18 protein-coding genes are annotated in these 21972 nt (G+C 70.9%); 10 read left to right on the forward strand and 8 right to left on the reverse strand.

Annotation, left to right across the window (positions count from 1 at the left end; all coding sequences use genetic code 11):
- Positions 1 to 6 precede the first annotated feature (6 nt).
- A complete protein-coding gene (locus ACIA5C_RS23920; RefSeq protein WP_396058125.1) occupies positions 7 to 1557 on the reverse strand; it encodes an alpha-L-arabinofuranosidase B in 1551 nt (516 codons plus the stop codon).
- A gap of 245 nt (positions 1558 to 1802) precedes the next feature.
- Between ACIA5C_RS23920 and ACIA5C_RS23925 the strand changes: the two genes are divergently transcribed.
- The 5 genes from ACIA5C_RS23925 (at position 1803) to ACIA5C_RS23945 (ending at position 7670) form a co-directional block, all read left to right on the forward strand.
- The gene (locus ACIA5C_RS23925) at positions 1803 to 2618 is read left to right on the forward strand and encodes an SAM-dependent methyltransferase (protein ID WP_396058127.1); all 816 of its coding nucleotides are present in this window, start codon (positions 1803 to 1805) and stop codon (positions 2616 to 2618) included.
- Between the two features lie 48 nt (positions 2619 to 2666).
- On the forward strand, positions 2667 to 3017 hold the full coding sequence (locus ACIA5C_RS23930; RefSeq protein WP_396058130.1) for a hypothetical protein: 351 nt from the start codon (positions 2667 to 2669) through the stop codon (positions 3015 to 3017).
- Positions 3014 to 3964, forward strand: a complete 951-nt coding sequence (locus ACIA5C_RS23935) for a hypothetical protein (protein ID WP_396058132.1) — start codon at positions 3014 to 3016, stop codon at positions 3962 to 3964. The genes ACIA5C_RS23930 and ACIA5C_RS23935 overlap by 4 nt, the downstream gene beginning before the upstream one ends.
- Positions 3965 to 4041: 77 nt before the next feature.
- A complete protein-coding gene (gene thrS / locus ACIA5C_RS23940; protein ID WP_396058134.1) occupies positions 4042 to 6018 on the forward strand; it encodes a threonine--tRNA ligase in 1977 nt (658 codons plus the stop codon).
- A gap of 98 nt (positions 6019 to 6116) precedes the next feature.
- Positions 6117 to 7670 (forward strand): peptide-N4-asparagine amidase, encoded by a 1554-nt coding sequence (locus ACIA5C_RS23945; RefSeq protein WP_396058136.1) that lies wholly within the window; start codon positions 6117 to 6119, stop codon positions 7668 to 7670.
- A 174-nt stretch (positions 7671 to 7844) separates the two neighbouring features.
- Here the strand turns inward: ACIA5C_RS23945 and ACIA5C_RS23950 are convergent, their stop codons facing one another.
- Positions 7845 to 8543, reverse strand: a complete 699-nt coding sequence (locus ACIA5C_RS23950; RefSeq protein WP_396058770.1) for a nicotinamide riboside transporter PnuC — start codon at positions 8541 to 8543, stop codon at positions 7845 to 7847.
- A gap of 77 nt (positions 8544 to 8620) precedes the next feature.
- On the opposite strand from ACIA5C_RS23950, the gene ACIA5C_RS23955 reads away from it, so the two are divergent.
- The 4 genes from ACIA5C_RS23955 to ACIA5C_RS23970 are packed head-to-tail and all read left to right on the forward strand — an operon-like array spanning position 8621 to position 16313.
- Entirely contained in the window at positions 8621 to 9607 is a 987-nt protein-coding gene (locus ACIA5C_RS23955) for a magnesium transporter CorA family protein (protein WP_396058138.1), read from the forward strand.
- A 51-nt stretch (positions 9608 to 9658) separates the two neighbouring features.
- A complete protein-coding gene (locus tag ACIA5C_RS23960; protein ID WP_396058140.1) occupies positions 9659 to 12649 on the forward strand; it encodes an FtsX-like permease family protein in 2991 nt (996 codons plus the stop codon).
- Positions 12646 to 15663, forward strand: coding sequence for an FtsX-like permease family protein (locus ACIA5C_RS23965; RefSeq protein WP_396058143.1), 3018 nt, complete (start codon positions 12646 to 12648; stop codon positions 15661 to 15663). The genes ACIA5C_RS23960 and ACIA5C_RS23965 overlap by 4 nt, the downstream gene beginning before the upstream one ends.
- Entirely contained in the window at positions 15660 to 16313 is a 654-nt protein-coding gene (locus ACIA5C_RS23970) for an ABC transporter ATP-binding protein (protein WP_396058146.1), read from the forward strand. The genes ACIA5C_RS23965 and ACIA5C_RS23970 overlap by 4 nt, the downstream gene beginning before the upstream one ends.
- 10 nt (positions 16314 to 16323) lie before the next feature.
- On the opposite strand, the gene ACIA5C_RS23975 is transcribed toward ACIA5C_RS23970, so the two are convergent.
- Positions 16324 to 17166 carry an ABC transporter ATP-binding protein gene (locus ACIA5C_RS23975; RefSeq protein WP_396058148.1) on the reverse strand — a complete coding sequence of 281 codons (843 nt, stop codon included), beginning with the start codon at positions 17164 to 17166 and terminating at the stop codon, positions 16324 to 16326.
- Positions 17167 to 17170: 4 nt separating this feature from the next.
- On the reverse strand, positions 17171 to 17746 hold the full coding sequence (locus tag ACIA5C_RS23980; RefSeq protein WP_396058150.1) for a hypothetical protein: 576 nt from the start codon (positions 17744 to 17746) through the stop codon (positions 17171 to 17173).
- A gap of 96 nt (positions 17747 to 17842) precedes the next feature.
- Between ACIA5C_RS23980 and ACIA5C_RS23985 the strand changes: the two genes are divergently transcribed.
- On the forward strand, positions 17843 to 18781 hold the full coding sequence (locus tag ACIA5C_RS23985) for a ribose-phosphate diphosphokinase (protein WP_396058152.1): 939 nt from the start codon (positions 17843 to 17845) through the stop codon (positions 18779 to 18781).
- Here ACIA5C_RS23985 and ACIA5C_RS23990 read toward each other — a convergent pair.
- From ACIA5C_RS23990 to ACIA5C_RS24005, 4 genes are all read right to left on the reverse strand, one after another.
- On the reverse strand, positions 18758 to 19087 hold the full coding sequence (locus ACIA5C_RS23990) for an ArsR/SmtB family transcription factor (protein ID WP_396058154.1): 330 nt from the start codon (positions 19085 to 19087) through the stop codon (positions 18758 to 18760). The genes ACIA5C_RS23985 and ACIA5C_RS23990 overlap by 24 nt on opposite strands.
- Complete coding sequence (locus tag ACIA5C_RS23995; protein ID WP_396058156.1) at positions 19084 to 19530, reverse strand: SRPBCC family protein; 447 nt, start codon at positions 19528 to 19530, stop codon at positions 19084 to 19086. Before ACIA5C_RS23995 ends, ACIA5C_RS23990 begins: the two co-directional genes overlap by 4 nt.
- A 61-nt stretch (positions 19531 to 19591) precedes the next feature.
- Entirely contained in the window at positions 19592 to 20572 is a 981-nt protein-coding gene (locus ACIA5C_RS24000) for an acetamidase/formamidase family protein (RefSeq protein ID WP_396058159.1), read from the reverse strand.
- Entirely contained in the window at positions 20569 to 21912 is a 1344-nt protein-coding gene (locus ACIA5C_RS24005) for an APC family permease (RefSeq protein ID WP_396058162.1), read from the reverse strand. Before ACIA5C_RS24005 ends, ACIA5C_RS24000 begins: the two co-directional genes overlap by 4 nt.
- Positions 21913 to 21972 lie beyond the last annotated feature (60 nt).

A 21972-nucleotide genomic window follows, 5' to 3' on the forward strand; every position in this document is an offset into this window, starting at 1 on the left:
GGGCGCCTATGGGGTCCAGGGGGAGCTGACGACCCAGCTCACGTCGTCGGCCCACGAGGTCGCGGAGTCCCAGGTGTTGGGGCCGCCGTTGCTCGCGACGTAGCCGACGTCGGCGTAGTGCCGGATGAAGTGGTCGGGGTAGTTGACCGACGAGAACGAGTTGCCCTGGCCGTTCTGGCCGGCCTGCGAGCAGAACGTCGCGTCCTGGTTGAAGAGCGAGCTGCCGTCGCCGGCCTGCGCGTACAGCTGGAAGTTCTGATGACGCAGGTAGCTGCCGGCAGTGTTCTTCGACTCGAACGAGTAGCACGAGCTGTTGGCCAGGCCGGCCCGGACGATCCAGGTCGAGTTGCCCTTGTCGGTCGACGAGCTCGAGGAGCTGACCACGATCGTGCCCACGCTGGTGCCGGAGTGGTCGAGGTAGCGCGTGGTGCAGCAGGCGGTGGTGGCCCGCAGCGAGATGCTCTGGCCCGGGGTCAGCGTGGTGCCGCCGGTGCCGCCGCCGGTCGCGTTGGCGTACTTGTTGGCGACGATGTTGGCCTGGACCGAGTTCTCGGTCGCGTCGGACGGGTAGCCGGAGGTCATCACGCCCTCGTAGAACGTGCCCTGCGCGCCCTTGCTGTTGTCACCGCCGATGCCCAGGATGATCGCACCCTCCTTGTGCATCGGGTTGTAGCCGGACACGTTGGGCCGCACGCCGCTGTAGAAAGTGGACACCCCGCCGGACGCCGCGTTGCCGCCCCGGATCGCCCACTGGTTGGCGGTGCCCTTGACCATCGCGGTCAGGTAGCGATAGTTGATCGTCGGGTCGCCCGAGTTGAGGTGCTGGTTGACGCCGGAGAACAGGCCGTTCTCGAGGTCGGCCATGATCCACGGGCCGTTGCCCGATCCGTAGCCCCAGACCTTGATGTTGCCGAAGTAGATGGCTTCCATGTGGCCGTTGCCGGTGTCGTTGCTGCTGGTCTCGGCGTTGCCGTAGTCGAAGCAGCAGCCGCCGTTGTAGTGCGTGCCGTCGAAGATCGCGTACATGCCCTCGGCGGCGTCACCGGTGGCGATGCCCGAGGTGTGGTTGTTGCGGTAGCCGGTGCCGGGGGCGACGAAGACGCCGTACACCTTGTGGCCGTTGATCGACGTCGGCGCGGCCGTAGCGGAGGCGAGGTTGTCGGGGCCGCCGGCGGCCCCGCCGGCCGGCGCCTGGGTGAGGTTGTTTCCCCGCCCGGACTGGTCGTAGATGATCGTGATGACGCAGGAGGTGCCCGAGCAGAACGAGTCCTGGGCGGCCGAGTTGGCGTAGCTGCCGGCCGCGACCGGGCCGATGTTCAGCGTCGCGTTGTCGGACGAGCGTCGCACCTGGTAGAGCGAGCCGCTGTAGGAGCCGTAGAGCGCGCGGGTCGTGCTGTGCGCGGCGACGCAGGGGGTGCCGCCGGAGGCGTAGATGTCACACGGCTGCGAGGTCGCCGCCTGTGAGGTGCCCGAGCCGGTGAGGACTCCGGCGACGAGGGCGCCCGCGGCGGCGAACAGGAGAGCGGAGCTCCGCAGGCGTCGATTTCGAAGTGCCATTGCAAGCCTTTCCGTTGCAGGGGGGATTGGCACTTGCTGCCGTCGAACGGCCCGCGCCCGGTGGACAACGCGGGGACGCTCGTCGATGTGAACGTTAACATAGCGGCGCCCGGCCATAAATGCAACGGTCATATTTGGCGACGCTGAGCGATCTTCGATCGCTATGTGAACGCCGCCGTACGGGCTTCGGAATGCATCGTTTGTCGGATAAGGTGACGACAGTCGCATGTGGACGGGGGTCCGAAATGGGCGAGCGTGAAGCACCGCCGGGCATCGACACCAGTCGCATGCATCCGGCCCGCCGCTACGACTACTACCTCGGCGGCAAGGACAACTTCGGCGCCGACCGGGCCAACGCCGAGATGCTGGCCAAGGTCTATCCGGCCGCCCGCACCACGGCGGTCGAAAACCGCCGGTTCCTGCGCCGGGCCGTCCACATGCTGGCCGCCGAGGCGGGCATCCGGCAGTTCCTCGACATCGGCACCGGGCTGCCGACCCGGCCCAACGTGCACGAGGTCGCCCAGGCGGTCGCGCCCGAGTCCCGCATCGTCTACGTGGACAACGACCCCATAGTGCTGGCCCACGCCCGTGCGCTGCTCACCAGCTCGGCCGCCGGCGCAACGGCGTACGTCGACGCCGACCTGCGCCACCCGCAGGACGTCCTGAGTGCCCCCGAGGTGCGCGGCACCCTCGACTTCGGCCGCCCGATCGCGTTGATGCTGGTCGCGGTCATGCACTTCATCACCGACGAGATGAACCCCTACGGCATCGTCGAGAAGCTGGTCGGCGCGATGCCCCCGGGCAGCTTTCTGGTGATGTCCAACGGCACACTCGACCTGCTCCCGCCCGACGTGGCCGAGACCCTGCGGGCGGCGTTCGAGCGCAGCGGCGAGCCGGCCGCGCCGCGCACCCGCGACGAGTTCGCCCGCTTCTTCCGCGGCCACGACCTGGTCGAGCCGGGCATCGTCCCGGTCGTCGACTGGCGCCCCGACGACGACCCGGCGACCCGCCCGTCGCCGGCCGAGGCGGCGGTCTACGCCGGCGTCGCCCGGATTGCCTGAGGGTCATACGCTCAGTGTCCCAATGACCGCTGACCGTGGAGCATTCCGGTGGACGACGGCACCAGCATCGACATTCCCCAGCTGATGGCCCTCGGCGACGACGTCGCCGGGATCGGCGCCCGGCTCGTCCGCGCGGCCGGCGACATCGACGGCTGGCGCGGCTCGGCCACCGGCGCGGTCGGCGGCTCGGTCACCTGCGAGGTCGCGCTCGGCATGGTGGCCGACCACTGGCACTCCTCGCTCGGGATGCTCGCGCGCGCGATCCAGGAACACGGGCGCAGCCTGCACCGGGCCGCCGCCGACTACGACAGCGCCGACCTGGCGGCCGGCCGGCGGATCGGCCGGGCCGGCGCGGCCGTCGCGCGCATCCTGTCGGCCGGCGAGGGCGCGTCGCGATGACGATGACGCTGTCCGGCCTGATGGCGGCCGACACTCCGGCGATCCGCGCGGTCGCCGATCACTACGAGCGGCTCGCGCACCAGATCGACGAGGCGGTCGGCGACCTCGGCACCGCCACCCGCGACCTGCCCAACTACTGGTCGGCCGGGCCCGGCTCGGCGGCGGCCGCGGCGCAGGACGCCGACCTGCGTAAGCGGCTCTCCACGGCGTACGACCCGGTCAACTGGAGTGCGCGCGTGATCCGCGACTTCGCCGACCAGCTCGACCGATATCGCCAGATGGTGCACAGCGTGGTCGGCGAGGCCGAGAGCAAGGGCTTCCGGGTCGACCTGGCCGGTGGCTCGGTCACCGGCGCCGGCCCGCTCGCCGGCGGCGCCGCGCCGATGGCCGGGCTGCAGGCGGCCCAGGCGAGCGCGGCATATTACGCGCAACTGCTCGGTGACATCCTCGACCAGGCCAACCAGAGCGACCTCTCGGCTCAGTTCCAGCTCTCCCAGGTCGACCCCGGCGGCGCCGAGCTGCCGACCGTGCCGGCCGATCCCCAGCTGCCGCCCAACGCCACCGCCGCGTCCTTCGCGCCGGGCGACCCACAGGGGCTCGCCGACTGGTGGCAGCGGATCGACCCGCTCAGCCGCGAAGATCTGGTCAACCGATATCCCGAGGCGGTGGGTGCGGCCGTGGGCCTGCCCAGCCGCTACCGGGACGCGGCCAACCGCATCCTCCTGAAGCGCCGGCACGCCCAGCTGCTGGCCGAGCAGCAGCGGCTCGACGAGATCCGCGACGGCGCCGGCAGCCCCGGGCTCCAACGGGTGCAGATGGACCTGGCGGCGACCGAGCGGCTGCAGAAGGCCGACGGCTACGTGGTCGACTATGTGCCCGGCAACGAGCAGCACACCCAGCTCAGCGACGGCAACGACCCGAAGTGGGACGCGCTCTGGGTGTTCTGACGGTGCGGATGCGCGGGCGGATAGCATCGTCACCGGCCTGGAATCGCCGGGTCTCGTCTGCGTGAAGGAGAAAGACCGTGTCTGACCCCCTCGTCGTCCCGGCCGGGACCACGGCGGCCGACGCGGTCGCCGCGGCCGGTCTGCCCACCAGCGGCCCCAAGGCGGTCGTCGTGGTCCGCGACGCTGCCGGCCGCCTGCGCGACCTCGACTGGAAGCCCGAGCTCGACACCGACGTGACCCCGGTCGCGATCGACGAGCCGGACGGGCTCAACGTGCTGCGCCACTCGGCCGCGCACGTGCTGGCCCAGGCCGTGCAGGACGTGTTCCCGGAGGCCAAGCTCGGCATCGGGCCGCCGATCACCGACGGCTTCTACTACGACTTCGACGTCGAGAAGCCGTTCCAGCCCGACGACCTGGGCAAGCTCGAGAAGCGCATGCAGGAGATCGTCAAGGCGGGCCAGACGTTCCGCCGGCGCGAATACAAGTCGCTCGACCAGGCCAAGGTCGAGCTGGCGAACGAGCCTTACAAGCTCGAGCTGGTCGACCTCAAGGGTGACGTCGACGCCAACGAGGTGATGGAGGTCGGCCACGGCGAGCTGACCCATTACGACAACATCGACAAGGACGGCAAGCGCGTCTGGGGCGACCTGTGCCGCGGCCCGCACCTGCCCAGCACCCGGTTCATCCCGGCGTTCAAGCTGATGCGCTCGGCGGCCGCCTACTGGCGCGGAAGCGAGAAGAACCCGCAGCTCCAGCGCATCTACGGCACGGCCTGGCCGTCGCGGGACGAGCTCAAGGCGTACCTCAATCGTCTCGCCGAGGCCGAGCGTCGCGACCACCGCAAGCTGGGCAGCGAGCTCGATCTTTTCTCCTTCCCGGACGAGATCGGCTCCGGCCTGGTCGTCTTCCACCCGAAGGGTGGGGTGATCAAGCGGGAGATGGAGGACTACGTGCGGGCCCGCCACATCGAGGAGGGCTTCCACTATGTGAGCACGCCGCACATCACCAAGGAGGGCCTGTTCCACACGTCGGGCCACCTGCCGTACTACAAGGACACGATGTTCCCGCCGATGGAGCTCGAGGGGGCGGACTACTACCTCAAGGCCATGAACTGCCCGATGCACAACCTGATCTTCTCCTCGCGCGGGCGGTCCTACCGCGAACTGCCGATGCGGCTGTTCGAGTTCGGCTCGGTCTACCGCTACGAGAAGTCGGGTGTGGTGCACGGCCTGACCCGGGTGCGTGGCCTGACCCAGGACGACTCGCACTCGTACGTGACCGCCGAGGGCGCGCCCGACGAGATCCGTCACCTGCTCAACTTCATGCTCTCGCTGATGCGTGACTTCGGCCTCGAGGACTACTACCTCGAGTTGTCCACCCGCGATCCGCAGAGCGACAAGTTCATCGGCTCCGACGAGCAGTGGACGGTCGCCACCAAGGCGCTCGAGGACGTCGCGATCGAGTCGGGCCTCGAACTGGTGCCGGACCCGGGCGGCGCGGCGTTCTACGGCCCCAAGATCTCGGTGCAGGCGCGCGACGCGATCGGCCGCACCTGGCAGATGGGCACGATTCAATACGACTTCAACCAGCCCGCCCGCTTCGGCCTCCAATACCAGGCCGCCGACGGCACCCGGCAGGAGCCGGTGATGATCCACTCGGCCAAGTTCGGGTCGATCGAGCGCTTCTTCGGCGTGCTCGTCGAGCACTACGCGGGCGCGTTCCCGGCCTGGCTGGCCCCGGTGCAGGTGATCGGCATCCCGATCCGCGACGAGCACGCCGACTACCTCTCGTCGTTCGTCGGCCGCCTGCGCAAGGAAGGCATCCGCGCCGAGGTCGACTACGGCGACGACCGCATGCAGAAGAAGATCCGCACCGCCCAGCAGCAGAAGATCCCGTTCATGGCGATCGCCGGCGACGACGACGTCAACGGCGGCACGGTCTCGTTCCGCTACCGCGACGGCTCCCAGCGCAACGGCGTCTCGATCGACGAGGCGGTCGCGCACGTCGTCGAGGTCGTGCGCTCCCGGGTCAACACCGGGCCGTCCGCGGCCTGACGCTCTGCGGGCCGGGAGCGCTCGGCGCTCCCGGCCTTTCCGGTACGCGGTGGAGCCGCGCATCGACATCAGTCGCCGTCGATGGCATCGTGATCGCCATGCGCAGATTGATCGCCGTCGCTGCCGGGATCCTCGTCGCCCTCGCCTTCGCGCCGGCCGCCCACGCCGCCGAGCCGCCCCCCATGTCCGGCTCCGACTGGGACAACCCGCGGACGGCCGCACCGGCGATCGCCAAGCCGCCCACCCGGTCGTGCTCGGCCACGATCGTGGACCACGCGTTCGACAACTACGACGTCTACTCGCAGTCCTACGCGGCGCCCTGCCGCGGCCCGTGGGCCAAGGTCGTGCTGCGGCTCGACGGCTCGGTCGCCGGGCGGCAGTACGACCGGCTCGGCTGGCTCACCATGGGCGGCGTCGAGATCTTCAAGACGTCGACGCCCGAGCCGTCGCCGGACGGCATCGCGTGGTCGGTCGAGAAGGACGTGACCGCCTATTCGGCGCTGCTCGCCCGGCCGCAGACGGTCAACATGTACCTGGGCAACACGGTCGACGACACGTACACCGGCGTGCTGAAGGTCAAAGTGACCTTGACCTTCTACGCCGCCTCCCGGTCACCGGGAACTGCCGATGACGTGCTGCCACTGGCCGATCAGCACACCGACGGGCAGGATCTGGCCGGCACCCTGACCGTGCCCCGCGACACCGAGCGCCTGCTCGCCGAGGTCTACGCGACCGGTTCCGGTGGCGGCTGCGAGGAATTCTGGTACCTGACCGCGCCGTCCCCGACCGGTTACTCGTGCCCGGCCGACCCGGGCCCCTACCGTGAGGTGCAGGTGCTGGTCGACGGCCGGGTGGCGGGCATCGCGGCGCCGTTCCCGCACGTCTACACGGGAGGCTGGTCCAACCCGTACCTCTGGTATGTGCTGCCCGCACCGCGGGCCTTCGACATCCGGCCGATCGGCTACGACCTGACGCCGTTCCTCGGCCGGCTCACCGACGGCGCCCCGCACACGGTGTCGGTGCACGTCGTGGGAGTCCCGGTCGGGCAGGGCGGCTGGGACACCCCGATCAACTTCCTCGGCTGGCGCGACCCCGGCGGCCGGCCGGTGACCGGTGCGCTGCTCGGCTCGCACCTGAGCACGCTCACCGACGACGTCACCACCGGCCCGGGAAGCGTCGCCGTGCACGCGGTGCACTCCTTCCGGGCGACCGGCTACGTCCGGACCTCGCACGGTCTGGTCACCACCTCGGTCAGCGAACGGGTCGGCAACGACAGCACCCACCGCTGGGGCGCCGGCGAAAACCCGGACGCGCTGACCGCCTCGTGGACCGACGACGTGACCGGCCTGGTCGCCGGGCGCTCCCGGTTCGCCGGCGTCACCCGGGCGGCCGACCGCTACACCCTCGACGGCGGCATCACCGTCGACGCCGGCGACCGCCTGACCACCACGCTGACCATGACCGACGCCGGGCTCGGCCGATCCGACACCTATCGCGGCCAGGCAAGTTACCTGCTCGACGCGCCCCGCGACCAGCGCCAGGCGACCGGCACCTCCGAGGAGCGCTACCGCCAGGGCCGGTACGACCGGACGATCCGCACGAGGAACGGCTTCGTGGTCGGTCAGGCGCCCGCCACGTCGGCGGCGAAGTAGAAGTCGTCGGTTCCGGCTCGGCCGGCCGCACCCGCGATGTTCGCGGGAGCGCCGGCGGTCAGTGGGAACGCGGCGTCGCCGCAGCTGAAGGCCCATCCGACCGGGAACAGGTCGTCCGGCGGGACGGTTCCTCGGTGTGCCCTCGGTGATTAGGCCGTTGGCCGGCGGTCGGGACTAGGCGACCGTCTCGATGGCCGGGTCGGCCAGGCGCTGCGGGGTGATCGTGCGGGAGATGCCGAGCCAGACGATGAAGCCCCAGATCACGAAGGCGGCGTAGACGGCGTAGAGGATCGCCGACGGGTAGTAGCGGAAGTGCAGCAGTTCGGGGACGCCGACCAGGTCGACGGCGATCCAGCAGAGCCAGAACTCGACCCAGCCGCGGGCCATGGCGTACGTGGCCAGCATCGAACCGACGAAGATCCAGGAGTCGGCCAGGTAGTACCACCAGGGCACCGGGAAGCCGGCACCGATCGCGCGGAAGACGAAGTAGCACACCGCGACGGCGGCCAGGGCGAGCGGGCCGTACAGCAGGCGCTGGCGGTGGGTCGCCCAGCGCGGCTCGACCGCGGTGCCGTGGGTGCGCCGCCGGTTGCGCCGCCACTGCCACCAGCCGTAGATGCTGGTGATCAGGAAGAAGACCTGGCGGGACGCCTGGCCGTAGAGCGGGGTGCCCTGGTCGTTGCCGACCGCCTGACCCATGAAGACGGTGAACAGCAGCACGTTGCCGACGATGCCGACCGGCCACGCGAGTGCGTTGCGGCGCAGACCGAACAGCGCCGAGCCCAGGCCGAAGGCGTTTCCGACGATCTCTCGGTAGTAGATCGCCTGGTCGCTGGTGACCTGCCACTTCGCGTCGTAGAACGAGGTCAGCAGGTGATTGAGCCAAGTCACGGTTCATCGTAGGTCGGCCGCCGTTTCTCCGGGGCCACCCGGCGGGCATAGTGGGGAACGTGACCTCCAACCAGGGCGCGGCCCGGCTGTACGAGAAGGGCAAGGTCGTGGCCGAGGGCTTCTCGCCCGACGAAGCACCGGGTCTGCTCCGCGAGCACCCCGAGTCTGTGCTCTGGCTCGACCTGTTCGACCCCGACGCCGCCGACCTGCAGGCCGTGGCGAGCGACTTCCGGCTGCACCCGCTGGCGATCGAGGACGCGGTGCAGGACCACGAGCGCCCCAAGCTGGAGCGGTACCCGGGCCATCTGTTCCTCAACGTGTACGCGGTCGACATCGCCACCGACGCCTCCCGGTTCGGCAAGACCGAGGTCAGCGCCTTCGTGACCGATCGCGCGCTCATCACCGTACGGAAAAGCCCGAGTGACACCTCGCGGTTCGTGCAGCGATGGGATGCCGACGCGGCCCTGGCCGCTCAGGGCGGCGTTGCTTTTCTGCTGTACGGACTGCTCGACGTGATCGTGGACGGGCATTTCTCGGCGGCGCAGCGGCTCGACGGCGGCATGGACAGCGTCGAGGACCAGTTGCTGGAGGAGGGCGGCGCGCCGCGGCCGGTGCGACGGCACGCGATCGCGTTGCGCAAGACGGTGGCCGCGCTGCGCCGGGCGGTGGCGCCGATGCCGGAACTGGTCGGCCGGGCGATGCGGGCCGACCTCGGGCTGGTCGACGACGGGCTGCGGCCCTACTACCGCGACGTCGAGGACCACGCGATGCACACCGTCGACGAGGTGGAGCACCTGCGGGACCGCATCGAGGGGCTGCTGCAGGCCGATCTGACCGAGCAGAGCAACGTGCTCAACGACATCACCCGCAAGCTCGCCGCGTGGGCCGCGATCATCGCGGTGCCGACCGCGCTCACCGGCTATTTCGGCCAGAATCTGCCGTACCCGGGTTTCGGAAAAGTTTCCGGTTTGGTCTACAGCTCGGTGTTGTTGGTGGTCTCCGCGGGTGGCCTCTACTGGTACCTGAAGAAACGGGGCTGGCTGTAACCGTTTGTTTGTGTACCCTGCCGGATGATGTTGGCGCTCATCGTTGGAGCCGTGCGAACCCGTACCGCGCAGGTTCTGACGGTGCTCATCCTCTCCGGCCTGGCCGCCGCGGTTTCCGCGGCCGGGCCCTGGTTCGCGTTCGCGAGCGAGACGTCGGCCGCCACGGTCGACGTCGCCGCGGCTCCGTCCGATCAGCGGTCGGTGTCGGTACGGCAGATCACGCACATCAACGGCAAACCTCGGGAGACCGTCGACCAGTTCGCCGGCCAGGTGCGGGGCATGCTCCCGCTGCCCGCCACCGCGGCGGAGAACGGTCTGGTGGTCGCCATGACCGTCAACCGCGGGTCGCAGAGCGACGCCATGCCGGTGGCGTTCCGGGACCACTTCTGCGACCACGTTCAGCTCCAGGGCACGTGCCCGGTCAAGCCGCTCGAGCTTTCCATCAGTGCGGGGGCGAGCCAGCGGCTCGGGCTGCGGGCGGGTGACCGGATCACCGAGCAGTCCTCGATAACCAGCCCGCCGCTGACCTTCCGCATCGTGTCGGTCTACACGCAGGTCGGGCCGGATTCGCCGTACTGGAGCAATGCCCTCTTCCGGGCGCAGGTGGGCCTCGAGCCGGCGTTCACGCCGATCGACACCTTCGAGGCCCCGCAGCTGGCCAACCCGACCGTCACCTACGACCTGCAGGTGCCCGACCCGCTGCTGCGCGGCGACGGCGGGTACGACCTGACCGCAGCCCTCGACCAGGCCGACGCCCGGCTCGGGCAGAGCCAGCTGCGCCTGGTCGTCAACAGCGCGCCGTTGCTCGCCGCGGTGGCCAAGGACCGGTCGACCGTGAAGACGTCGGTCACCGTCTCGCTGGTGCAGGTGCTGATCCTGGCCTGGTTCGCGATCGGTCTGGCCGGCCGCTACACCGGGCGCGACCGGCGCGGCGACGTCGCCCTGCTCAAGCTGCGCGGCGCCACGCCGCTGAGCATGCTGCGCCTGGCCTGGGGCCAGCACCTGGTTCCGCTGGCGGCCGGTGCGATAGCCGGGCTGCCGCTCGGCTTTCTGCTCGCGCGGCTGCTGGCCGGCCCGGTCCGCGACTCGACCGATCAGCGGTCGGCGCTGCTGCAGTCGATCGTCGCCGTGGCCGCGGTGCTGATCGGCGGGCTGCTGGTGCTGGCGCTGCTGGAGGCGCTGGCGCAGCGGCTGCCGGTCGTCCGGCTGCTGCGTCAGGTCACGTCGGGTCGTGGTGACTGGAAGTCGGGGCTGATCGACCTGCTGCTGCTCGCGGTCGCGGTGGCCGGGGTCTATCAGGCCCGCACCGGTGACGCGGTCGGCGGCCTCGCGCTGGCCGCGCCCGCACTCGTCGCGTTGGCGGTGGCGTTGCTGCTCGCCCGCCTGCTGGCCCGTGTCGCCGACCGGGGCGGCGGCGCGGCGGTGCGGGCCGGGCGGCTCCGGCTCGGTCTCACCGCCGTGCAGGTCTCGCGGCGGCCCGGCACCGACCGGGTGTTCGCACTGGTCGTCGTCGTGGTGGCGATGTTCACGACCGCGCTCGGCGGCTGGCTGGCCGACCGCGAGCACCGGGCCGTGCGTAGCGCCGCCGAGTTGGGTGCGCCGCGGGTGCTCACGGTGCAGGCGACCAACCGTACGGTCCTCGAGCAGGCGGTCCGCCGGGCCGACCCGCAGGGGCGGCAGGCGATGGCGGCCGTCATCGACACCGCCCACACGCCCTCGGTGCTCGCGGTCGACAGTTCCCGGCTGGCCGCGGTCGCTCGCTGGCGGCCCGAGTTCGGTGACATCTCGGCTCTGCCGTCGGCGGTCGCCGACGATCCCGGTCCGCCGGCGCTGCCGCCGATCACCGGCGATCATCTGACCGTACGCGTGGAGCACGACGGTGACTCGGCCGCCGTGCTGTGGCTGGTTCTGCAGCACGAGAGCACCGGCGTGTCGACCCGCGTCTCCTTCGGCCAGCTCGGCTTGGGCGAACAGACGCTGACCTCCGCGGTGAGCGGTTGCTCGGCCGCGCCGGGCTGCCGCATCGTGCGCTGGGAGGTCACCACGCCGACCGATCGGCAGGGGCGCACCGCGGCGGCCGCGTTCCCGACCGCGGTCACCGTGCGCGGGCTGACCCAGCAGAACCCCGACGCGACCGTCCTCGACGGGAAGTCCCTGGCCGACATCGATCGCTGGCGGGGCGGCACGTTCGGCGCCGCCATGAACATCGACGCCTCGCACGGCGCTCTGCGGATGGAGATCGACGAGAACCCGAGCGGCTCCATCGGGACCGACGATCAGGTCTGGGCGGTCGACGCCGGGCTGCCGCTGCCGATCGTCCTGGCCGGGTCGCCGCCTCCCGACTGGGAGTTCGCCGAGCCCAGCCTCCAGTCGCTGGGTCTCGGGCTGGCACCGGTGCGGGTGGCCGGCACCGCTGCGGCGTTGCCGGTGCTCGGCCGCGACGGCGTGCTGGTCGACCTCGACGCGTCCCGCCGTCTCATCGCCGACGTCCCGGCCGCGGGCCGGTTCCAGGTGTGGCTGGCCGCCGGGGCCGGCCAAGGTCTGATCGACACTCTCCAGCGGAACGGATTGTCCATCGTGGATGACCAGTCGGTCGCGGCCCGGGTCGACCGGCTCGGGCAGCAGGGGACCTCGGCCGGTTCCCGGTTCGCGCTGCTGGCCGGGGTGATCGGGCTGCTGCTCGCGGCGGCGACCATCGCGGTGGCCGGCGCGGTCGATCGGCGTACGCGGCTGGACGAGCTGGCCGCGCTGCGGGTGCAGGGTCTCGGCGCGCGGACGGCGCAAGCGGCGAGCTGGGCCGGTTCGGCCGGGCTGATCCTGGCCGGTCTGGCCGGTGGACTCTTCGCGGCCGTGCTGGCGCGGCCGCTCGCGCGTACGTCCGTGCCCGCCTTCACCGACGGCTGGACCGTCCTCGCCCCGCCGGGTCCGCTGAGTGCCGTCGCGGTCGCCCTGGCCGGGCTGGTCGCTCTGGCCGTGCTCGGCGTGGTCGGCTGGCTCTCCGTGCTCCCGCTGCTGCGGCGGCTCCGGGAGGGCCTCCGATGATCTCGCTCGTTCTCAGGATGATCTGGTCGCGGCGCGGCCAGGCGGTCACGCTCGCGTTGCTCGCCCTCTTCGCGGTCGCGGCCGCCGTCGCCTCACCGGCCTATCTGATCGCGGCCGACCGGGCGATCGCGGCCGGGCAGATTGCCACCGCCACCCCGGGCGAGCGCGGCCTGGCGATCACGGCGGTGCAGAACGACCGGGAGGGCCAGGGCGACGCGGGACAGATCGACTTCAACGACGTGGGCGCGGCGCTGGTCAACCTGCCCGGGTTCGCCTACACCTACTCGGCCGAGTTCTCGGTGATCGGCATCGAGGAGAGCCGCCGGTACGCCGACCGCTTCGTGTTCCGGCAGGACGCCTGCTCGCACGTACGCATGGTCACCGGCCGCTGCCCAGTCGCCGAGGGCGAGATCATCATCGGGGTGGCGACCGCGCAGCGGCTGAACCTGACCACCGGGCAGTCGGTGACGATGCGGGCGGCCAAGTTCAGCGAGGACCCACGGGACCCCGGCTTCCTCCCGGACGGCAAGCCCAAGAAGCTGGTGATCGCCGGAACGTACCGTCCGATCGCACCCGACGAGACGTACTGGGGGACCCGCGGCTACTTCACCGCCGTGCGGGGCCTCGGACCGGGTGAGCCGGTCTTCACCAACTCGGCCACGATGGACCTGATGGATCACGGGGACACGGCCAAGGCCATCGACGGTACGGCCGGACCGGCGGCGCTCGACCCCGACCGTCTCGACCAGCTGCGGGCCGGCCTGACCACGGTCAACTCGGAATCGACCCAGCTCGGTGGCGGGCTCCAGATCACCACCGACATGCCGGCCCTGCTCAACCGGATCGACGCCGGCCGGGCCGCCGCCCACCTGCTGGTGCCGGTGCTGGCGGTGCCTCTGGTGCTGCTCGCCTGTTTCAGCATCTTCCTGGCCGTCAGCTACGGCACCGAGGGCCGCCAGCCCGAACTGGCCGTGGTCGCGCTGCGCGGCGCCCGGTGGTGGATGCGATGGTGGCTGGCGACCGGCGAAAATCTCGCCTCGGTGGTGATCGGCGCGGCCGCCGGGTGCCTGGCCGGGCAGTTGCTGGTCAACCTGGTCGCCGCCGCCCGCTTCCCGGGCGTCGGCGTCGAACCGGGCTGGGGCTCCCTGAAGTACGCGCCGTTCGCCGCGTTCGCCGCCCTCCTCGCCGCCGTCCTCGCCCAGCGCCGCCAGCTGCTCAGCCCGGTCGCCAACCTGTTGCGCCGCAACGCGATCGTCGCCAACGGCCCGCGTGCGCTGGCCACCGAGGCGGTGATCGTGCTGCTCGCGGTCGTGACCACGGTCCAGCTGGCGATCTCGGACGGCGCGCTGACCGGCATCAGCCTGCTGGCGCCCGCCTTCCTGGTGCTCGCTGTCGCGGTGGTGGCCGCCCGTCTGCTGCTTCCGGCGGTCACCCGGTACGCCGTGCACGCCCTCGGCCGGGGCAACCTCGGCCTGGCTCTGGCCGCCTTCCAGCTCTCCCGCCGCCCGGGCGCGCAACGGCTTTTCGCTCTGCTGGTCGCGACGGTCGCCGTGGCCGGCTACTCCGCCTGCGCGATCGACGTGGCCAACGGCGGCCGGGCGGTGCAGTCCGGGCTCGGTATCGGCGCCGACCGGGTGCTCGACGTCGGCGGTTCGGTCTTCCGCAGCCAGTTGCTGACCGCGGTGCGCAACGTCGACCCGGACGGCAGGTACGCGATGGCCGTGGTCCGGCTGCCCAGCATCGGCCACAACGAGCCGCCCGGCCTCGCCGTCGACACGACCCGGCTGGCCACGGTGGCCAACTGGCCGTCCGGCGGCCCGTCCGCGTCCGAAGTGGAACGCCGTCTGCGTCCCGATGCGCCGGAGCCGCTGGCCTTCACCGGACAGGACATCACCGTCGTGGCCACCGGCAGCGGTTTCGACGATACGAAGGACCTCCGGCTCGAGGTGGCGGTGTCGTCGACCACCGGCCTCGGTGACTCCCTGGTGCAGCTGGGCAAGATTCACAATGGACGGTCCAGTTACGTGCAGCGGGTCGCCGCGTGCCAGAAGGGCTGCCGGCTCAACGGCATCGAGGTCGTGACCGCCTCCGGGAACGCCGAACTCACCGGCCAGCTGGTCGTCAATTCGCTCAGCATGGCCGACCCGACCGGTCCGCTCACCGATCCGGCCCGCTGGCGGATGACCCAGCCCGGCACCCTCGCCGCCGACCCGACCGGGCTGCGGATCAGCCTGAACGCGCCCGGCGTGCTTGCGGCCTGGATCAACCCGATCGACGCGCCGTTCCCGCTGCCCGCGGCCTATTCCGGTGCCGCACCGCTGGCCGACTCGATCACCGGCGCGGGCGGCGGCCCGACGCCGATCAAGCTGATCGACCGGCTGCCGGCGGTGCCCCAGGCCGGAACCCATGCGGTCCTGGTCGACCTGGAATGGGCCGACCGTCTCGCCACCGACGCCGGCCAGTCGCTGAACCCGGAGATCTGGCTCAACCGCAACGCGCCCGCGGGCATCCTCGCGCGGCTCTCCGAGCAAGGCCTGACGATCAGCGGCGACACTCGCTCCGGTCAGGTCCGCCGCCAGCTCGACCAGCAGGGTCCAGCGCTCTCGCTCTGGTTCTACGTGCTGGCCGGCACGCTGTCGGTGCTGCTCGGCGCCGGCGCACTGGTGCTGGCGGCCGCGGTCGACCGATCTCGCCGGGTCGAGGACCTGTCGGCGCTGCGCGGGCAGGGACTGAGCCGGGGGCGGCTCGCCTGGGCCACCGGGTGGACCTATCCGATCCTGGTCGCGATCGCGGCGGTGGTCGGGCTGATCACCGCGCTGATCGCCTGGGTCTCGACCGGCTGGGCCCTGCCGTTGGCCGGCGTCGACCCGCCCGACCTGCCCCTGCCGACCTGGCCCGGGTTGCCTACCGTGATCGGCACGACCGTGGCGGTCTTCCTGGTCCTGGCCCTCGTGGCCGCGGCCACCGGCCGGGACCTGCGCCGTCGAGTCACCAGGAAAGAGAGGCAAGCGTGAAAACGCTGACCGTTGACGGAGCCGACTTCGCCTACAACGGCGGCCCGCCGGTGCTGCGCGGCGTGACGATCGAGGCCCGGCCGGGCGAGATCCTGGCTGTGACCGGCACGTCCGGCGCCGGCAAGACCACGCTGCTGAGCGGGATGGCCGGCCTGCTGTCGCCGGCCACCGGTCAGGTGCTGGTCGACGGGGCGAAGCTGGGCGACCGCGACCACGCGGTGTCGCTCGGCGTGGTGCTGATCCCGCAGGACAACGGCCTGGCGGCGATCCTGACCGCGGCGGAGAACATCTCGGTCGCGGTGATCGCCACCGGCGGCAGCCCGGCCGACGCCCGCCGGCGCACCGCCGAGTCGCTCGAGCCGCTCGGCCTCTCCGGCCAGGCCAACCAGCTGATCGAGGAGCTGTCCGGTGGTCAGCAGCAACGCACGGCGATCGCCCGCGGCCTCGCCCTGCGCGGCGACATCCTGCTCGCCGACGAGATCACCAGCGAGCTCGACGCGGCCAACCGCCAGCGCGTAATGGAACTTCTGCGCTCCGAAGCCGGCCGCGGCGCCGCCGTCGTCTTCGCGACCCACGACCCGGAGGCCGCGGCCGCGTGCGACCGCGAACTCCACCTGGTCGACGGCGAAGCGGTCTGGGTGCGCGAATAGCCTCGGCCGGTCAGGCGACGTGCTCGGTGCCGCCGGGCACCAGCGTGACCTCGCCGTCGATGTGCTGGACGGTGAAGAGGGTGCCGGGCGGGTAGGAGCCGAGCACCTCCGGCGGCAGCTGGACGGTGCCGTCGCCGGCGACCACCGCGAAGTCCTGCCCGTCGCGGCCCTCGGCGCCGACCCGGCCGTCGCGGATCGTGACCGCCCGGCCGAGGCGGGCGCCGACCTCGTTGTCGTGGGTGACGACGACGATCGTGGTCTGGCGTTCCTGGTTGACCGTCTCCATGGCCGCCAGCACCTCGTCGCGGCCGGCCGTGTCGAGGCGGCTCGTCGGCTCGTCGACCAGCAGCAGGCCGGGGCCGGTGGCGATGCCGACCGCGAGCGCCGCCCGCTGCCGGCCGCCCGGCGTGAGGTCGGAGAGCCGCTGCCGGCCCTGGCCGGGCAGGCCGACCAGGTCGAGGATGCGGTCCGGGTCGTCCAGCGTGATGCCCCGGGTGTGCGCGGCCCGTCGTTGCGCGAGCCAGATGTTGCGGTGCAACGACGCGTACGGGAGGAGGTTGCGGGAGGCACCTTGCAGGACCACCCCGATCTCGGTGCCCCGCAGGCGCGAGATCTCGGAGTCGGAGAGCTTGCCCATGTCGTAGGTGCCGATGTTGATGCGGCCGGCCGAGGGGCGCATGAGGCCGGCGAGCAGCGCGATCAGCGTCGACTTGCCCGACCCGGACGGCCCGACCAGGGCGATCGTCTCGCCAGGGGCGATCGACAGGTCGACACCGGCCAGCGCGACCACGTCCCCCGCCTCGGCGCGGTAGATGTGCACGACGCGGCGGCAGGCTACGGCAAGTCCGTTCATGTGCTCACGCTAGCGAAGATCCGTGCATCATGACGACCCACGAACGGGCCTGAACCTCGAGAAGTCCGCCGGTCACCGACTGGTCGTCGGCGTGGGCCGCGCGTACCACCTCGGCCGCCGCCGCCGGGCCGGCCACCCGCACGATCGCCATGCCGTCGCCCGTTCCCGCGAACGGACCGGCGCCGACCAGGATGCCGCGCTCGCGCAGACCGGCCAGGAAGCCGGCGTGGGCGCCGAACAGCGGGTGCTGGAACGGGTCGCCGACGCCCGGTGCGGCGCTGTGCCGCAGCACGATGACCACCGCGTCGTCGCCGGTGAACGGACCGGCGACCGCGGCCGCGAACGCGCCGAGCGGCCGCCAGGAATCGGTGCGCGACTGACTGACCGTAACCAGGGCGGCACTGTCACCCACCGGAGCGAAACTGATCGTCGCGGTCGACGCGTCCGGCCGCCGCACCAGCACCGGCTGGGGCGGCTGGGACATCAGAACCGGGCCGTCGAGGTGGTCGGCGAAGAGCCGGAACGCCGTTTCGGGCGGTGCCGGGACGACAACCTGACGGTGGATCGGCGGCAGACTCATGGGGCGGCCCTCTCGACGCGGTGATCGGCGTACAGAGCCTGCGTGGACCGGTGGTCGCCCGCAAGTGCCGTTCCGGTGCCTCCTAGGGTGGGCATCGTGCGCGATATCGCCGTCTTCACCGGATCCGCCCATCCCGACCTGGCCACCGAGATATGCGAGCACCTCGGCGTCCCGCTCCTGCCGACCAAGACCTCCCGATTTGCCAACGACTGCATCGAAGTGCAGCTGCAGGGCAACTGCCGGGAACGCGACGTCTTCCTGATCCAGCCGCTGGTGCCGCCGACCCAGGAGAACCTGGTCGAGCTGCTGTTCATGCTGGACGCCGCCCGGGGTGCCTCGGCCGGCCGGATCACCGTGGTGCTGCCGCACTACGCGTACGCCCGCAGCGACAAGAAGGACGCCCCGCGCATCTCGATCGGCGGCCGTCTCGTGGCCGACCTGCTCACCACCGCCGGCGCCAACCGGGTGCTGGCCATGACCCTGCACTCGCCGCAGGTGCACGGCTTCTTCAGCATCCCGGTCGACCACCTGCACGCGCTGCGCGAACTCGCCCACCACTTCCGCGGCTACGACCTGAGCAACACCGTGGTGGTGGCGCCCGACCTGGGTTACGCCAAGGAGGCGGCGGCCTTCGCGAGGCTGCTCGGTGTCGAGGTCGCGGCCGGCGCGAAGCAGCGGTACGCCGACGACAAGGTCGTGATCAGCTCGGTGATCGGCGAGGTCACCGACCGTGACGTCATCGTGCTCGACGACGAGATCGCCAAGGGCAGCACGGTCTTCGAGTTGCTCGACCGGCTGCGCGAGCGCAACGTGCGCAGCGTGCGGGTGGCCTGCACGCACGGCCTGTTCTCGGACGACGCGATCGCCCGCCTGTCGGCCGAGAAGGACATCGAGGAGATCGTCTGCACCAACACGGTGCCGATCCCGGACGCCAAGCGCAGCGAAAAGCTCACGATCCTGTCGGTGGCGCCGGCGCTCGCCGAGGCGATGCGCCGGATCCACAACGGAGAGTCAGTGAGCGCCCTGTTCGCCTGATTCCGCCAGCTCTTTGATGGCGGCGAGCCGGTCGTCCCAGCGACGGGCGGCGGCGGCCATCCACCGGGCCGTGGCGTCGAGTTGCTCGACGCGCACTGAATAACGCATTTCCCGTCCGGCGCGCCGGCCGCTCACGAGGCCGGCGCGCTCGAGCACGCCGAGGTGCTTGACGATCGCCTGCCGGCTCACCGGCAGCCCGTCGGCGAGCGTGGTCGCGGTCGCGCCGTCACCGGTCGCGATGAGGTCCATCAGTTCCCACCGTGTCGGGTCGGCGAGCGCCGACAGCACCTCGAGCTCGGTTGTCATTTCTCGGCGTACTCCCGGAGGACGTCGACCATCTCGGTCCAGCCGCCGGAGTGGCTGTCGTAGCCGGCGGTCCGCTCGCGGTCGGCCGGGATCTCCAAGCCGGCGAAACCGGATTCGACCAGTCGCAGCCGGGTGCCTTCGGCCTCCGGCTGGAGAAAGAACTGGACCAGGGTCGAATTGTCCTCGGTGGCGGTCTCGCCCGGATAGGCGCTGGCCCAGCGGTACGCGAAGTGACGCGGCGGGTCGACGGTGACGATCAGCATCGGGAACGCCCCGTACTGTCCGTGGTTGAGGGTCATGACGCCGCCCGGCCGCAGGTCGATCTCGGACGGCCCGCCGGGGCTGAACCACCCGTCGACCTCGGCCGGCTCGGTCAGCACCGCCCAGACCCGTTCGGCCGGCGCCTTGATGAACGTCTCCCGCTCGATCTTGTCGTTGCTCATGGATCCTCCCGTCGTCGATGTGCAACCACACAGTTGCACATCGGGACGACGAGACGCAACCTTACGGTTGCAGATTTTTCAGGTTCTCGTGCACGCCGTCATAGCCGTTCAGCCCTGGGATGATCGACTTCGCGACAGCGGCGTGCATGGTGTAGTTGGGATCGCACACGTTGCCCGGCGCGGCCGTGCCCGCCTGCGAGATCAGTTGGTAGGCGTCCAGCGTCTCGAGGCCGGTCAGCCCGGCCACCCAGGTGATCAGGTCGTGCTGGGAGATGCGGTACGCGTCCTCGAGCGGCCGGGCCGCCCCGATCGAGATCAGCCGGTCGTCGGTCTCGATCCGCGGCCACGGCGTCGGAGTGCCCTTGATCAGGTCGACCGCCACGGTCACGTTCATGGCCGTCTCGACCCCGACCCCGCAGACCTCGCCGTAACCCTGCCGTGCGTGCCCGTCGCCGAAGGCGAACAGCGCACCGGGCACGTTGACGCCGAGGTAGACCGTGGTGCCGGGCCGGATCTCCGGGGTGTCGAGGTTGCCGCCGTGCGCGTCCGGAACGATCGTCGCCCGCGCCTCGCCGGCCGCGGGGGCCACCCCGACCGTACCCAGCATCGGGTCCATCGGCAGGGTGAACGTGTGGTCGCTGCGCCGGGCCCGGAACTGGATCGTGCCGGCCGCGACGTCGATGTCGTACTTCCAGACGCGTTCCTCGAGCGGCGGGTGGAGCATCGCCGTGGTGTGCGTCGTCGTCAAGGCTCCGAAGTGCGGGAACGTGGATGACATGCCCCAGTTGCGGGACGGTTCGATCGTACGGAAATGAAGCGCCAGCGTGTCGCCCGGCTCGGCCCCCGGGACGAAGAAGGGCCCGGTCACCGGGTTGAAGGCGGGGCAGACCGCGGACGGCAGATCGTCGACCGTGCGCACCGCGCCGGCGAAACAGTCCTGAGTGTTGGTGACCAGCACGCTGCCCGGCGGCACCTCGGCGACCGGCGGATGATCGCCGAACGTGTAGCGCAGCAGCTTCTCGTCCATCTCGTAGCGGATCATGCTTGTCCCTCTTCATTCAGGCCGGACAATTCCGGCCGTCGACCGGTCGAGTAGAGGACGATCAGCACGATCACACCGATCCCGAGCCAGATAAAGCCGAGTCGCTGGGCGGCCACGTTCGCGTTGATCACCACATAGGCCAGGATGGCGAATCCGATCAGCGGCAGCAGCAGATGCCGGATCCAGTCGCGGCTGCGCTTGCGGATGATGAAATGCCAGAACACGGCGACGTGCAGCACGAGGAACGCGGTCAGAGCGCCGAAGTTGACCAGGCTCGACAGCAGCGAGATGCCGTCGTCGCGCCACGCCATCCACAGGCCGATCCCCAGCGAGAGCACCGCGGTCAGGGTCAGCGCGTTGGTCGGCACCCGGTTCTTGGCCGAGATCCGGGCGAGCAGCTTCGGCAGCTGCCCGTCCCGCGCCATCGCGTAGAGCAGGCGCGACGTCGCCACCTGGGCGACCATCGAGTTGGCGACCCCCCAGGCGATCGCGGTCGCCACGGCGGTCAGCGTGGCCAGCCATCCGCCGCCCGCGACGCGGGCGGCGTCGTAGAAGGCGGTGCCCTCCGGGTCGCCGTTGGCGATCAGGTCAGCCGGATTCGGTACGAGCAGAGCCGCCAGCCACGTCTGCGCGATGAACAGCAGACCGGCCACCCCGAGAGCCGCGGCCATCGCCCGGCCGATCTGGTTGGCGCCGCCGGTGTTCTCCTCGGCGAGCATGCTGATGCCGTCGAAACCGAGGAAACTGAGGACGGCGATCGACACCGCACCGAAGACGAGCGACCAGGTGAACGTGTCCGAGTTGTAGATCGGCGTCCACGACCAGCCGTGCCCCTTGCCGTCCGCCAGGGCGACGATCGCGACCACGATGAAGATCGCCAGCACGATCAGTTCCCCGACCAGCATCACCCGCGTGATCAGGGCCGTCATCTTGATGCCCTGATAGTTCACGACGGTGTTGAACAGGACGAAGATGACCAGCCACAGCCACACCGGTACGGCGCTGACCGTCGAATGCATGGCGACCGCCGCCACCAGATAGAGCAGGCTCGGCACCAGCACGTAGTCGAGCAGGATCGCCCAGCCGGCGAGGAACCCGACCGGCGTGGCGATGCCCCGGCCGGCGTAGTTGTAGACACTGCCGGCGAGCGGGAACGCCCGCACCATCTGCGCGTACGACGCGGCGGTGAAGACCAGGGCGATCATCCCGACCACGTAGGCCAGGGCCACCATCCCGCCGGCCCCTTCGAAGACCGAGCCGAAGATCCCCATCGGGGCGATCGGCACCATGAAGATGAGTCCGTAGAACACCAGATCGGCGAACCCGAGGCTGCGCCGCAATTCAGTCTGATACCCGAAATTCGTGGTTTTCTGCTCTTCCCCGGCCTGCACTGTTGCCTC

Origin of the sequence: Actinoplanes sp. NPDC051343 (genome assembly GCF_044455125.1) — a bacterium.
Classification (GTDB): domain Bacteria; phylum Actinomycetota; class Actinomycetes; order Mycobacteriales; family Micromonosporaceae; genus Actinoplanes.

Coding starts and splice junctions, on each gene's coding strand:
- ACIA5C_RS23990 (WP_396058154.1), bottom strand. CDS start 19,087: ATGACAACCGAGCTCGAGGTGCTGTCGGCGCTCGCCGACCCGACACGG.
- ACIA5C_RS24000 (WP_396058159.1), bottom strand. CDS start 20,572: ATGATCCGCTACGAGATGGACGAGAAGCTGCTGCGCTACACGTTCGGC.
- ACIA5C_RS23935 (WP_396058132.1), top strand. CDS start 3,014: ATGACGATGACGCTGTCCGGCCTGATGGCGGCCGACACTCCGGCGATC.
- ACIA5C_RS23965 (WP_396058143.1), top strand. CDS start 12,646: ATGATCTCGCTCGTTCTCAGGATGATCTGGTCGCGGCGCGGCCAGGCG.
- ACIA5C_RS23945 (WP_396058136.1), top strand. CDS start 6,117: ATGCGCAGATTGATCGCCGTCGCTGCCGGGATCCTCGTCGCCCTCGCC.
- ACIA5C_RS23980 (WP_396058150.1), bottom strand. CDS start 17,746: ATGAGTCTGCCGCCGATCCACCGTCAGGTTGTCGTCCCGGCACCGCCC.
- ACIA5C_RS23920 (WP_396058125.1), bottom strand. CDS start 1,557: ATGGCACTTCGAAATCGACGCCTGCGGAGCTCCGCTCTCCTGTTCGCC.
- ACIA5C_RS23925 (WP_396058127.1), top strand. CDS start 1,803: ATGGGCGAGCGTGAAGCACCGCCGGGCATCGACACCAGTCGCATGCAT.
- ACIA5C_RS23995 (WP_396058156.1), bottom strand. CDS start 19,530: ATGAGCAACGACAAGATCGAGCGGGAGACGTTCATCAAGGCGCCGGCC.
- ACIA5C_RS23975 (WP_396058148.1), bottom strand. CDS start 17,166: ATGAACGGACTTGCCGTAGCCTGCCGCCGCGTCGTGCACATCTACCGC.